At 64.3% G+C, this 11,220-nt stretch carries 13 protein-coding genes and 1 pseudogene; 4 read left to right on the top strand and 10 right to left on the bottom strand.

Going from position 1 to position 11,220, the window contains the following annotated elements:
• From EKH81_RS19565 to EKH81_RS10165, 6 genes and pseudogenes are all read right to left on the bottom strand, one after another.
• Nucleotides 1–191 (bottom strand): annotated as a pseudogene (locus EKH81_RS19565) (HemK2/MTQ2 family protein methyltransferase); the annotation flags it as partial.
• Nucleotides 188–1,351 (bottom strand): mechanosensitive ion channel family protein, encoded by a 1,164-nt coding sequence (locus EKH81_RS10185; protein ID WP_238392162.1) that lies wholly within the window; start codon nucleotides 1,349–1,351, stop codon nucleotides 188–190. The pseudogene EKH81_RS19565 and the gene EKH81_RS10185, both read right to left, overlap by 4 nt.
• Nucleotides 1,348–2,235 carry a 16S ribosomal RNA methyltransferase A gene (locus EKH81_RS10180; protein WP_132058432.1) on the bottom strand — a complete coding sequence of 296 codons (888 nt, stop codon included), beginning with the start codon at nucleotides 2,233–2,235 and terminating at the stop codon, nucleotides 1,348–1,350. The genes EKH81_RS10185 and EKH81_RS10180 overlap by 4 nt, the downstream gene beginning before the upstream one ends.
• Nucleotides 2,236–2,572: 337 nt before the next feature.
• Nucleotides 2,573–3,148, bottom strand: a complete 576-nt coding sequence (locus EKH81_RS10175; RefSeq protein ID WP_132058431.1) for a DUF655 domain-containing protein — start codon at nucleotides 3,146–3,148, stop codon at nucleotides 2,573–2,575.
• Nucleotides 3,149–3,192: 44 nt separating this feature from the next.
• Complete coding sequence (locus EKH81_RS10170; protein WP_132058430.1) at nucleotides 3,193–3,549, bottom strand: RNA polymerase Rpb4 family protein; 357 nt, start codon at nucleotides 3,547–3,549, stop codon at nucleotides 3,193–3,195.
• Between the two features lies 1 nt (nucleotide 3,550).
• On the bottom strand, nucleotides 3,551–3,841 hold the full coding sequence (locus EKH81_RS10165) for a 50S ribosomal protein L21e (protein ID WP_132058429.1): 291 nt from the start codon (nucleotides 3,839–3,841) through the stop codon (nucleotides 3,551–3,553).
• 115 nt (nucleotides 3,842–3,956) lie between these two features.
• Here EKH81_RS10165 and EKH81_RS10160 point away from each other — a divergent pair, with 115 nt between their 5' ends.
• The 3 genes from EKH81_RS10160 (at nucleotide 3,957) to EKH81_RS10150 (ending at nucleotide 6,611) form a co-directional block, all read left to right on the top strand.
• On the top strand, nucleotides 3,957–4,520 hold the full coding sequence (locus EKH81_RS10160; RefSeq protein ID WP_132058428.1) for a metal-dependent hydrolase: 564 nt from the start codon (nucleotides 3,957–3,959) through the stop codon (nucleotides 4,518–4,520).
• 117 nt (nucleotides 4,521–4,637) lie between these two features.
• Entirely contained in the window at nucleotides 4,638–5,807 is a 1,170-nt protein-coding gene (locus EKH81_RS10155) for a cystathionine gamma-synthase (protein WP_132058427.1), read from the top strand.
• A gap of 174 nt (nucleotides 5,808–5,981) precedes the next feature.
• Nucleotides 5,982–6,611 carry a VOC family protein gene (locus EKH81_RS10150; RefSeq protein WP_132058426.1) on the top strand — a complete coding sequence of 210 codons (630 nt, stop codon included), beginning with the start codon at nucleotides 5,982–5,984 and terminating at the stop codon, nucleotides 6,609–6,611.
• 398 nt (nucleotides 6,612–7,009) lie between these two features.
• Here EKH81_RS10150 and EKH81_RS10145 read toward each other — a convergent pair whose 3' ends face one another.
• From EKH81_RS10145 to EKH81_RS10135, 3 genes are all read right to left on the bottom strand, one after another.
• Entirely contained in the window at nucleotides 7,010–7,276 is a 267-nt protein-coding gene (locus EKH81_RS10145) for an elongation factor 1-beta (RefSeq protein WP_132058425.1), read from the bottom strand.
• A 2-nt stretch (nucleotides 7,277–7,278) separates the two neighbouring features.
• Nucleotides 7,279–7,458, bottom strand: coding sequence for an HVO_2753 family zinc finger protein (locus EKH81_RS10140; protein WP_132058424.1), 180 nt, complete (start codon nucleotides 7,456–7,458; stop codon nucleotides 7,279–7,281).
• A 66-nt stretch (nucleotides 7,459–7,524) separates the two neighbouring features.
• Nucleotides 7,525–8,754: an MFS transporter gene (locus EKH81_RS10135; protein ID WP_132058423.1), complete on the bottom strand. Its 1,230-nt coding sequence runs from the start codon at nucleotides 8,752–8,754 to the stop codon at nucleotides 7,525–7,527.
• Between the two features lie 198 nt (nucleotides 8,755–8,952).
• On the opposite strand from EKH81_RS10135, the gene EKH81_RS10130 reads away from it, so the two are divergent.
• Nucleotides 8,953–9,924, top strand: a complete 972-nt coding sequence (locus EKH81_RS10130; protein ID WP_132058422.1) for an FKBP-type peptidyl-prolyl cis-trans isomerase — start codon at nucleotides 8,953–8,955, stop codon at nucleotides 9,922–9,924.
• Between the two features lie 541 nt (nucleotides 9,925–10,465).
• Here EKH81_RS10130 and EKH81_RS10125 read toward each other — a convergent pair.
• Nucleotides 10,466–11,212, bottom strand: coding sequence for an HFX_2341 family transcriptional regulator domain-containing protein (locus EKH81_RS10125; protein WP_132058421.1), 747 nt, complete (start codon nucleotides 11,210–11,212; stop codon nucleotides 10,466–10,468).
• Nucleotides 11,213–11,220: the final 8 nt, after the last annotated feature.

Genomic DNA, 11,220 nt, shown 5'->3' with positions numbered 1-11,220 from the left:
GCGACGTAGCCCGACCCGGTCCCGCCGCCGCGGGCGTGGGGGGGGTCGCGGGGGCGTCGCCCGCGCGACCGCTCGGCGGCGGATTGGCTCCCGCGGAGGTCGGCTATCGCGGCGTCAGCCAGCAGGCGCGAGTCCTCGGCTGGCTGGTACACCTCGGTCTCGACGTCTCGGCGGTCGGCGAGGTCGGTCACTCGCCGTCCACCCCGTCATCGGCCCCACCGTCTGTCGTGGCCTCGATTCGGGTTTCGGTGGACTCGCTCGCCAAGCGCAGGCCGCCCGACTCCTCACGTCCCGTGAGTTCACGCTGGGGGAACGGAATCTTGATGCCCTCGCCGTCGAACGCGGTCTTGACCGCTTTCACGACCGCGGTGCGAGCGCGCCACTGGCGGCGGGAACTCGGCTTGTCTATCCAGAACCGTAGCAGGAGGACGACCGCCGAGTCACCAAATCCCTGCAAGACGACCTGCGGGGTCGGTACCGTCAGCACCTCGTCCAAGTCCTTCATCGCGTCCTCCGCGAGGTCGGCGGCCCGCTCTACGTCGACCGCGTAATCGACGCCGACTTCGACCTCGATGCGGAGCCGACCCTTCCGACTCTTGTTGATGATTTTCTCGCCGCTCACGATGTCGTTGGGTATCATCACGTACTCGCCGTTGAACGTCTGGATGCGAGTGTTGACGATGGAGATGTCGGTCACGATGCCCTCCTCGTCGTTCACCTCGACCCAGTCGCCGATTTCGAACGGTCGGGAGAACATCAGCACGAACCCCGCGAGCAGCGAGCCGAGCGTCTGGCGCGCGGCCATGCCCACGATGATACCGAGGAATCCCGCCCCGACCAACAGGCCGCTGAGGTCAACGTTCCACAGGCCGAGGATGATGGCTCCGGCGGTGACGTACACCGTGAGTTGGAGCACCCGAAAGACGATTTCGCTCTGGTGTTCGGTGATGGTCTCCTGGGTCTCGGTAAATCGGTCCACGGCCCGGTTGACGAAGCCGGTCGCGACGTACGCGCTCGCCAGCACTGCGAGCGAGAGCAAGACGAGGATGCCCTGTCCTGCGGTGTCGCTCGCCCGATTCGCGAGGGCGGCGGCTTCGCCGAGCAGACCCCAAAGCGCGAGCAGGGCGACACCCGCTCCGAACAGAACGACGCCGACGGAAGCGGTCAACACCACGTCGCCGACGTGAGTGTGGAATCGCTGGCGGACCTTCGGACGGAGATAGCGCATCGACGCGACGGCGGCCACGACGCCGACGAGGACGACCGCACTTACTGCGAGTTTCACTTCGGTCGTGTCGTACCCTTGTAGCTGGTCGAGCAACGCCAGCAGGCCCGTCAGGAGTTCGCTCACGTAGTTTCACCTCGGCCGTGTTCGTCGGCCGCGCGCGCCAGCGCCGCGAACGTCTCGGGCGGGAGTTTGCCCGCGCGGCGTCTCAGCACGTCCGGGTCGAGGTCGGTCTCGCCCGCTTCGATGGCGTCCACTACGGCGTCGGCGTCGTCCAGTCCCGAGATGTGGGCGGTGTTCCGAATCGCGTTCCGGATGGTCTTCCGGCGCTGAGTGAACACCGCCTTCACGAATCCGAGGAAGAACGCCTCGTCTCCGACCTCGTAGTCGGGGTCGCGGGGGACGGTCCGGACGATTGCGCTCTCGACCGCGGGCGGCGGCGAGAACGCCTCTTTCGGGACCGGCTCGACCACTTCCACGTCGGCGTAGTGTTGGGCGCTCACCGACAGGCGGCCGTAGTCGTCGGTGTCCGAATCGGCGGCCATGCGCTCGGCGAACTCCTTCTGGAACATCAACACGAGCGGCTTCTTCCGGGGAAGCAAGCGGAACGCGATTTCGCTGGAGACGCCGTACGGGAGATTCGAAATCGAAGCCGAAAAGTCGGGGAGTTCGACTTCGAGCGCGTCGCCCTCCACGACGGTTAGCCGACCGGCCGCGATTTCGTCGGCGAACTCCCGGCGCAGGAACGCCGCGAGCTTCGGGTCGCGCTCGACCGCGGTCACTTCGTCCGCCACGGCGAGCAGACGGTCGGTCAGCGCGCCCGTTCCGGGGCCGATTTCGAGGACGTGAGACAGGTCAAAGTCGGAAGCGTAGTCGGGCAATCGGTCGAGAACGCGGTCGTCTACCAGAAAGTGCTGGTCGCGGTCGGGGTTGCCGCGGACTCCGGCACGGCGGAGGAGGGCGTCGGGGTCCCGCGGTTCGGCGTCCGGGGGAGCGCGAGCGTCGGTCATTGGGACTCCGTAGTGACCGGAAATTGGTAAAGCCACCGAGTCAGCGATTGACGTTTTTCGACGCTGTGCCGCCAGTCTGACCAACTGAACGGCGCGCGCTGGCGCGAGTCCATCTCGCGCCCAAAGCGCGCGAGGGATGAGGACCGCAACGCCGAACGAAGTGAGGCGTGAGGACCGCAATCGGTTGGGGAGGCGTGTGGCCGTCGCGGTTGCGGTGCGGTCTTCAGAGGTGACGTGCGAGCAGGACGCTCCGATACCCGAAGAATAGAATCTCCGATACCCGAAGTACGGACTTCTCGGAAGATGCAATCCTTCACAAAACCCCAAAACAGACCGATTACTGCGCTTCGCGCCGGACGAACGTCCGGTACTTCAGGTCGTCCTCCCGAAGCTCCTCCAGAATCCGCTCGACCAGCACTTCCTTCGGATTGTGGAGTCCCGACACGCGCTCCTCTAACTCCTCGAAACTCTCGAACGGGCCGCGCTTTCGCTCCTCCAAGATGTTGTTCCGGAGCTTCTTCCCGATGCCCGGTAGCAGATTGAGCTGGTGGAGTCGGAGCGTAATCGGCTGGGCGTCGTTGTAGAAATCGACGAATCGGCGCTCGTCGGCCTCCACGATGGCCCGGATGGCGTGTTCGAGTTCGGGTTGGGCCGCGCTCGAAAGGTCCTCGTAGTCGAGTTCGCGCACGCGCGAGACGAGGTCGCTCGAACGGTCGGCGTCGAACCGGTCGGTGATGGTGAGGCTCACGTCCTCTTCGAGCGTGACCTCGAACAGTCGGAACTCCTCGACGCCGATTGCGTACGCAATCGGCTGTTTCTGATACTGCGGCCGGTCGTCGTCCGGGCGGCCGTTCGGGAGGTAGTCCAGCACCACGGCTGGCACCCGCTCCCCGTCGTCGTTGTGTTCGCTCATTGTCATTGGATACGCCGACAAAATACTTAAAGAATGGGTGGCTCTCAGGCGTACTTCGCGACGACGTTGAGGATGTCGTCGAGTTCGTCGCCGCCGAGGGTGTAGCGCTCTTGGGCGTACACCGCACGGAGTTCGTCGCGGTCCTGGGGGAGGATGTCGGCGATTTTGTACGCCGTCGGCTCGTCCACCTTCTCCAGTTCGAGCAGTTCTTCGACGAGTTCGCGCGACTCCTCGGCTTCGAGGACGGCGAACCGGTTGACGTGCTCGATGGCGCGGGCCAGTTCGTAGCGCATCTCGCGGTCCTCATCGAGCGCGCGCTCGTCCTCGATACCCGCGAGCAGCTCTTTGGCCTCCGAAGTGGTCAGATACTCCTCGTCGAGCTTCTCCTTGAAGATGGTCATGCTACTGTTGGGCCTTCAGATGTGCGGGCGTGGCGATGAGGGTCTTCTCCTTGCCGCGGTCGCTGATGGAGATTTTGTAGGCCGCGCCCTGCTTGCCCGTGACTTCGCCCGTCTGGCCGTTGTACCGCGGGTGGAACCGTCCTTTCTCGACGCTCGGGTCGATTTTGAGGTGGACCTTCTGGCCCTCCTCGAACTGCTGGACGGCGCGCTGGGGCGGCGAAGTACCGCTCTCGCGGGGGTTGTTCGAGAGCTTGTCGCGAGTGCTGTGTTTGGGTCCGTTCGAACTCGGCATAGTCGTACGACAGTGTTGTCCGGTCGGCGTTATAAATGCCGCGTTCCTCGCTTCTCGGAATCGTCGCGGACCGAATCGCCATCAGTCCCTTCTGCGTGGCTCCGGTAAACCGTACATGGTCGACGTACTGGGCCACCTCGGTATGGCGCTCGTCTGGCTCGCGCCCGCGTGGTACTTCATCGACGAACGGCAGACTGCGGGCGCGTTCGTCGCCGCGAGCTTCTGGTTCGGAATGCTACCGGACGTGGACCTCTACCTCTCGCAGTGGTTCGCGGGCATCCATCACCACGGGATTTTTCACACGGTAGTCGCCGTCACCGCCACGGCGGTAGTCGTCGGGCCGCTCCTCGGGTGGGTCTTCGCCGAACTGGACGACAGGACCGAGTGGTTCTCGACCCGCGGTGTCAAGAACGCCTACGCGCTGGGCGTCATCGCCGTGTGGGTTACGGGGGTCGCGCATCTCTTCGCCGATATGCTGTCGGCACCCGACGTTTCGACGCGAATCGAACCGCTCTGGCCCCTGGTGAAGGGACCTATCGTTTACATGGACGTACTCTGGTACCAGTCGTGGTGGGCGACGTGGGGGCTGTTCATTCTCGGGGTCGCCGTCAACGTCGGCGCGTGGTACTGGAAACGCGAGAGCGACGACTCGTCCGCGTCGCTGACCGCCTCGGAGTGACGACGGGTGGTCGGGGCGGTCGGTTACTGGGTCCGGTCGATTTCGGACAATCGTGGCTGACGGCCGAAACGCGCCGGAAGGGCAAGAGTCACCTTCGGGGCGTCCGTGTCCACGAGCATGGACGACACCGACGACGAGTTCCGATTCGAGACGCGCTCGATTCACGCCGGACAGTCCCCCGACGAGGAGACCGGCGCGCTGATGACGCCGATTCACGCCAACTCCACCTACGTTCAGGACGGTCCCGGCGACCACCGGGGCTACGAGTACTCCCGAACGGGCAACCCCACGCGAACCGACTTGGAGGCCAACGTCGCCAGCCTCGAAAGCGGCGAGTACGGCCGCGCCTTTTCGAGCGGAATGGGCGCGATAAACACCGTGCTGAACGTGCTCGAATCCGGCGACCACGTCGTCGCGAGCGAGGACGTGTACGGCGGCACCCACCGCATCTTCACGCAGGTCTACGAGAAGTACGACCTCGAATTCGACTTCGTGGACATGACCGACCTCGATGAAACCGAGGCGGCGATGCGCGAGAACACCGAACTCGTGTGGGTCGAGACGCCGACCAACCCCCTGCTCAATATCGTGGACATCGCCGCGACCGCCGACATCGCAGACGAGTACGACGCGCTCTCGGTCGTGGACAACACCTTCGCCACGCCGTACCTCCAGCGCCCGCTCGAACTCGGCGCGGACGCGGTGTGCCACTCCCTGACGAAGTACATGGGCGGCCACTCGGACGTAATCGGCGGCGCGCTCGTCACGAACGACGAGGAACTGGACGAGGAGTTCGGCTTCTACCAGAACAGCGTCGGCGCGACCCCCGGCCCCCACGAGTGCTTCCTCGTGTTGCGGGGAACCAAGACGCTTCCCGTCCGGATGGACCGCCACTGTGACAACGCCCGCCAACTCGCACAGTGGCTCGACGACCACGAAGCGGTCGAGCGCGTCTACTTCCCCGGACTCGAATCCCACCCGAGCCACGACCTCGCGGCCGAGCAGATGGACGACTTCGGCGGCATGGTCAGCTTCGAACTGGATGCGTCCTTGGAAGAAACCGCCGACGCCGTCTCGGCGACCGAAGTGTTCACGCTTGCCGAGAGCCTCGGCGGCGTCGAGAGCCTCATCGAACAGCCCGCGACGATGACCCACGCCGCGATTCCGCGCGAGGAGCGCGAGGCGGCGGGACTCGACGACGGTCTGATTCGGGCGAGCGTGGGCATCGAGAACGTCGAGGACCTGAAGGCGGACTTCGAGCAGGCGTTCGAGACGGCGCTTCGATAGGATACTTTCGGATGCCTTTTTCGGATTGCTACTGCCGAGCCGACGAGGCTAGCTATCACGGTACCAATGAAACCGCACCGCGACCGCAGGCCAAGGCTACCCCGTGATACTCAGTGGCCCCGGTGACGCGGGCGTTACCTGAAGCCTATTGCCTCGGGCCGTCTACCACCTCGTATGTCCAATCAGCGACGACCGGCCGACGATTTCGAGGTCACGTCCGAACTCCCCGACAGTCCGATTCACACCACGGGCACCGACCACATCACGCTCATCGGGTCCAACACCGAGGACACCATCGAGTTCTACCGCGACATCCTCGGGATGCCGCTGGTCCTCCGCCAGCCGAATCTCGACGACCCGAGTTCGACCCACCTGTTTTTCGACACGGGCGACGGCCGCATCATCACGTTCTTCGTGAGCGACGACAGGCGGTCGAACCGCGGTCCCCAGCGCGCGGGCGTCGGTGGGGTTCACCACATCTCGTTCAGCATCGACCCCGAGGAGTTCGTGGAGATTCGCGAGGCGCTCGACGAGGAGTGGCGCGGCTACAACGAGTTCGACCGCGGCATCTTCCACTCGCTCTACACGCAAGACCACAACGGACTCGTCATCGAACTCTCGACGGACAAGTGGGCGATTCCGGACGACCGCCGGGGCGAGGTGCTGGCGACCGCCCAGCGCATTCGCGAAGAAGACGGCGCGGACTTCGCCGAGGAACGCCACATCGAGCAGGCGCTCGAAGAACTCGAGATGGATGTCGAGAAGTTCGACCTGCCCGACGCGCCGACCGGCGCAGGGATGTAGAGGCAAACCCTCCAAGAGCTAAAACTCTCCAAGGGTCACGGCGCGCGCTGGCGCGACCCGGCGGTTGTGGGTCGCGCCCAAAGCGCGCGAGGGATGAGTAAGTGACGCGCCGGAGGCGCGAACGAGCGAATCGGCTGGGGAGGCGTGTGGCCTGCGGTCGCGGTGCTGTGTGGTCTCATATGCACCGGAAATGGCTAGCTTACGTTCTCAGAAATCGTCAGCTTACGTTCTCAGAAATCGTCAGCTTACGTTCTCAGAAATCGTCAGCTTACGTTCTCAGAAATAGCTAACTGACCATCTCTCGGTTGGACTCTCCAAAATCGAGAACCCCACGGCTCTGACGTCGAAAAAAGCCGCAAACTACGACCCGAAAACCGAACTGCAAAAACCGCGTCCGCTTATATCCGGCCGACGTTGCCGACTTCGACGCTCTCGACGCCCTCGACGTTCGAGAACTTCTCCTCGACCGCTTCCGTTCCGCCCGCATCGTCGGGGACGATGACAGTCGGGAGTAGGGCGACGAGTCCGAACGCGACGTCGTCGCGTTCGAAGCCGTTGATTTTCGCGCCCTCGGGGAGCGACTCTTCGAGTCGGTCCTGAAGCTCGTCGAGGTCGATTTCGGGGCTCTGCGGCATGACCTTGATTTTGGCGGCGACCTTCCCCATGGTTAGGGCCCCATGAATCCGCAGTCAGGACACTCGTAGAGGTTGCTCTGCTTGCGGCACTTCGCGCAGCGGTAAATCTGCTGGCCGCACTCGGGGCACTTGAACGACGCCGCGTTCGTGCCGGAGATGTTGATGCCACAGGAGACGCACCGTCGCGCCTGTCGCTGTTGCGATTGGCTCATACTCTCCTTTCCCGTCCACGGTTTTTAATCGCTTCGAAAGAACGTCCATCTCGCGCTCCCAGAAGTTCACCCGCGTCCGCCTGCGAGACGGCCCGCTTCCGGGAGTCCGCGGAGTCTGAGCATGGCGAGCGTGCCCAGCGCAGGACCGATTGTGAGCGCGGTGAACGCCCACTGCCAGCCGACCATCTCGGCGACGAACGGAATCAGCTGAATCGAAATCGTCGTCAGCAGGAAGCCGATGGCCGTCTGGAGCGTGAGCGCGGTGCCGACGTACGACTCCTCGGCCAACTCCGAGACCGCCGCGGAGAACTGCGCCGAGTCGGCGACGATGGCGAACCCCCAAATCAGCACGAACGGGACGACCACGACCAGCGACGACCCGAACGCGAATCCGGCCGCGATGCACGCGACTCCGCTCACGACCATGCTCGCGCTCGTAATCGCGGTGCGGCCCGCGCGGTCGGCCGCGATTCCAGCGGCCACCGCGCCGAGACCGCCGATTGCTATCGTGCCGAACGTGAGCATCGACGCGAGTTCGGACGAGGCTTCGATGCCGCCCGCCGCGAGACTCGCCGCGAGGTACGCCGGAATCCACGTCCAGACGGCGTACAACTCCCACATGTGGCCGAAGTAGCCGCCGTTCGCCAGCATAGTCCCGCGGTCCCGGAGGATGCGTCCGATTGCGCTCGGGTCGAACGGCGCGGCGGGCGCTTGGTGGGGACCGGGTTCGACAAACAGTACGAGGAGACCACCGACAGCGGCGAGCGCGGCCGCGCCGTACAGCACGACTCGGGGTTGGCCGACCCCGCCGAGTCCCCGGAGGAGGTGGGGAAGCGCCGACCCGACGGTCAGCGACCCGACCAGCACGCCGATTGCGAACCCCCTCCCTTCTTCGAACCACCCTGCGAGAATCTTCATTCCCGGCGGGTACACCCCGGCGAGCGCCATCCCGGTCAGGAATCGGAGCGCGATGGCGGGGGTCGCGGCGTTCACGAACCCCGCGATGAGCGCGGTGAACCCCGCGCCAGCCGCCGCGCTCGCGGCGAACAGGTACCGCGGTCGAATCACGTCCGAGAGCGTGAGCGCCGACGAGAGGAACGCGCCCGCGACGAAGCCCAACTGGACCGCGATAGTGAGCCACGCGGTCTCGGTCGCGGTCAGTCCCCACTCGGCCGCCAACTCGGGCGCGGCGGCGGTGGCGCTGAACCACAGCGACATGGCTAACAGTTCGGCCGCGGCGACGACGACGAGCGCGCGTCGCCTGCGGGACGCGACGGATTGGTGGCTCGACTCCATCTTTTCGAACGCTCCGAGTGGTCACGACATAAACGCTCGTCAAACGGCCAAACGGGCGGTCGCGTTCGTCGGAATCGCGAAACGCGCGTTCCGACGCCCGAAGTCGCCGAAACGGGTAGATTAGGCCGATTTTTCAAGGGGTAGCACTTGGAAACGTGAAACGTGATTCTTAAGGGGCGAACGAGCGACGTTTCGGGTATGAGTGAAGAACAAGAGGCTGAAGCAGCCGACGACACACAAAACGAGCAAGCCGACGCGGAGGCCGATGAGACCCAAGAGGAGGCCACCGACGGGCTTCAAGAGGGGGACTTCGTCCGCGTCAACTACACCGCGCGCACCGCCGAAGACGGGACCGTCGTCGACACGACCGACCCCGAGGTCGCCGAAGAGGAGGGACTCGACGAGGAGGAAGGCCGCGAGTTCGAGCCCCGAACCATCGTCCTCGGCTCGGGCCACATCTTCGAGAGCGTCGAAGACGACATCGTCGGCAAGGAGGTCGGCCACTCCGGTAGCACAACCATCCCCGCCGCGGAGGCGTTCGGCGAGGAGGACCCCGACGAGGTCAAGACCGTGAGCGCCAACAAGATTCCCGAAGACGAACGCTACCCCGGCGCGCACGTCAACGTGGACGGCCAGCACGGCCACGTCGAGACCATCATCGGCGGTCGCGCTCGCGTGGACTTCAATCACCCGCTCGCGGGCGAGGACATGGAGTACGAGTACGAAATCGTCGAGGAAGTCGAAGACCGCGTCGAGCAGGCCCAAGGCCTCATCGCGATGTACCTCGACGCCGAGCTCGACATGTGGATTCAGACCGACGAAGTCGAAGAGGAGACCGTCGTCGAGCCTGATGACGACGACGAAGACGCCGAACCCGAGACCGAAGTCGAGACGGTCGAGAAGGACACGCTGTACATCGAGAGCACGCCCCAGCTCGCGATGAATCAGCAGTGGATGTTCCAGAAACAGCAGATTGCACAGAACGTGATGGACACTCTCGACCTCGACCGCGTCATCATCCAGGAGACCATCGAGGGCGGCGGCATGGGTCCGCTGGGCGGCATGATGGGCGGCGCTGGCGACCTCGAAGCCGCAATCGACGACGCCGACGTGGACGAAGACGAGATTCTCGAAGAGCTTCAGGACGAAGCCGAAGCGTCCGAGGAGTAATCCGAACGGTTTCGGTTTTCTTCGTTTTTGCGACTCCCGAGCCGTGCGAAAAGCGGGGCAGAGAAACGCGAACGTACGGAAGGCAGCGAAAGCGCCAGCGGGGACTGGCGAAATCGGGGTGGAGGGCCGAGCCGTGTCAGAGGCACTCGACCGGGTCGCAGACGCCAGCAGTCGCCGTCGTTGGAGGGGCGATGTGCGCGGGCCGCAGGGCGGCGGCGACCGGGCTGGGGGTGCCCGCGCCCCGGTCGGGGGAGGTCGGAAGCCAACCTCCACATATTCGTAGCCCCCTGTCCGCATTCAGTACTATCACGATACTACCCATACTATCTTGATACTCGATAGTATAGATACTATTCATACTATCTGGATGGCCCATACCACGGTGAACTCCACGACCGACTGCGCGACTCTGCGTTCCACTCCGGAGCGTCTCATACTGTCGGCTGTACTTCTCCGAATAGCGGTGCGTAGAAGACGAGGGGAGAGACGATGGAACGCCTAATCCGATACGGTAATCTTCACGTACGTACAGCAGACAGAATCAGACGTCTCGGACCTTGTGCCGGAACGCCCGAAGCGCATCTTCCCCGGTTTCGGTGAGCGTGATATGCTTCCGGCGACCCACGTCCTCGACTTCGATGTAGTCGTCTTCGAGCAGGGGTTCGACGACGTTCGCGTTCAAGAGCGCGAACTTCGCCTTGTCGTTGGCTGGCTGATTGTCCGCGAGAAACGAGAGTCCGACCTCGTCGGCGTACTCGATGATGTCCTTCTTTTTCGCGGTGTACGCCGCAGTGTTCGTGTCGGCGAGAAACTGCATGACTGCGACCTGGTCGGTCGTCGGTGACTCTATCGGATACGAGGGCAACACCTCGTCGTCGGCGTAGCCGTAGCTCTGGCGCTCGCCCCGGTCGGCGTACGGATACCCCTCGGGGTGGACGTAGTACGCGGTCGCGTCGGTACACATGCACGCGAGGGTCGCGCCGACCGCCGAGAGCTTCGACCCGCTGGAGACGTTGACCCGAACGATGTCGTCGGGGTGGTCGGCCACGAGCGTCGTCACCACGCCGAGCACGTCGTAGATGTCCATCAGGTCCACCGCGACGGTGCGAACCGTCACGTCGAGGTCGGCCAGTTCCGCGCGGAGGTCGTCGTGATACTCCGGTTCGTCGGTCCGGTCGTCGTGTTCGAGCAGGTAGAGCACGTCGGCGTCGTACTTCTCGACGGGACCGAGGATTCGCTCGTCCTCGTAGCCGAGCGGCGCGACGTGAACCTCGTCGATGGTGTTCATGATACGTC

This window comes from Halorussus amylolyticus, assembly GCF_004143485.2.
GTDB classification, from domain to species: domain Archaea; phylum Halobacteriota; class Halobacteria; order Halobacteriales; family Haladaptataceae; genus Halorussus; species Halorussus amylolyticus.
This window is presented reverse-complemented; position numbering and strand designations above follow the sequence as displayed.

Excerpts from the sequence above, each read along its gene's own strand:
- EKH81_RS10180 (WP_132058432.1), bottom strand. The coding sequence starts at position 2,235 with ATGACCGACGCTCGCGCTCCCCCGGACGCCGAACCGCGGGACCCCGAC.
- EKH81_RS10175 (WP_132058431.1), bottom strand. The coding sequence starts at position 3,148 with ATGAGCGAACACAACGACGACGGGGAGCGGGTGCCAGCCGTGGTGCTG.
- EKH81_RS10170 (WP_132058430.1), bottom strand. The coding sequence starts at position 3,549 with ATGACCATCTTCAAGGAGAAGCTCGACGAGGAGTATCTGACCACTTCG.
- EKH81_RS10165 (WP_132058429.1), bottom strand. The coding sequence starts at position 3,841 with ATGCCGAGTTCGAACGGACCCAAACACAGCACTCGCGACAAGCTCTCG.
- EKH81_RS10160 (WP_132058428.1), top strand. The coding sequence starts at position 3,957 with ATGGTCGACGTACTGGGCCACCTCGGTATGGCGCTCGTCTGGCTCGCG.
- EKH81_RS10155 (WP_132058427.1), top strand. The coding sequence starts at position 4,638 with ATGGACGACACCGACGACGAGTTCCGATTCGAGACGCGCTCGATTCAC.
- EKH81_RS10150 (WP_132058426.1), top strand. The coding sequence starts at position 5,982 with ATGTCCAATCAGCGACGACCGGCCGACGATTTCGAGGTCACGTCCGAA.
- EKH81_RS10145 (WP_132058425.1), bottom strand. The coding sequence starts at position 7,276 with ATGGGGAAGGTCGCCGCCAAAATCAAGGTCATGCCGCAGAGCCCCGAA.
- EKH81_RS10140 (WP_132058424.1), bottom strand. The coding sequence starts at position 7,458 with ATGAGCCAATCGCAACAGCGACAGGCGCGACGGTGCGTCTCCTGTGGC.
- EKH81_RS10135 (WP_132058423.1), bottom strand. The coding sequence starts at position 8,754 with ATGGAGTCGAGCCACCAATCCGTCGCGTCCCGCAGGCGACGCGCGCTC.
- EKH81_RS10130 (WP_132058422.1), top strand. The coding sequence starts at position 8,953 with ATGAGTGAAGAACAAGAGGCTGAAGCAGCCGACGACACACAAAACGAG.
- EKH81_RS10125 (WP_132058421.1), bottom strand. The coding sequence starts at position 11,212 with ATGAACACCATCGACGAGGTTCACGTCGCGCCGCTCGGCTACGAGGAC.